This window comes from Paraburkholderia madseniana (genome assembly GCF_009690905.1).
Taxonomy (GTDB): domain Bacteria; phylum Pseudomonadota; class Gammaproteobacteria; order Burkholderiales; family Burkholderiaceae; genus Paraburkholderia; species Paraburkholderia madseniana.
Window position 1 is genome coordinate 1 of sequence record NZ_VOSW01000327.1, and the last position, 455, is coordinate 455.

The following is a 455-nucleotide window of genomic DNA, read 5'->3' on the forward strand; positions in this document are numbered from 1 at the left end:
TTGCGCTGGATGGCTCGGGCCGGCGCACCGTGGAGGATGCTGCCCAATGATTTCCCACCTTGGGAATTGGTGTATCAGCAGACCCAACGCTGGTTACAGGCAGGTTGTTTTGAGCACATGGTCAGCGACTTGCGCTCGGTGATACGCGTGGCACAGGGACGGCAAGGACAGCCCAGCGCGGTCATCCTGGATGGCCGCACGATACAGTCGACCTGCGAGAGCGGACCACGCGCGGGCTATGACGGTTATAAGCGAAAGCGCGGCAGCAAGGTCCATATTGCGGTGGACACCCTGGGACAGTTGCTGGCGGTACATGTGACACCGGCCAATGAGCAGGAGCGTGCGCAGGTAGCAGAGCTTGCGCGTCAGGTCCAGCAGGTAACGGGACACACGGTCAAGGTGGCATTTGCCGATCAGGGATACACGGGCAAAGAGCCAGCGCAGGCCGCACTCGA

The 455-nt window shown here is 61.5% G+C and carries 1 protein-coding gene; it reads left to right on the forward strand.

Going from position 1 to position 455, the window contains the following annotated elements; all coding sequences use genetic code 11:
* Positions 1-455 (forward strand): transposase (locus FSO04_RS46050; protein ID WP_154568043.1); only part of this gene is annotated, 455 nt, incomplete at both ends.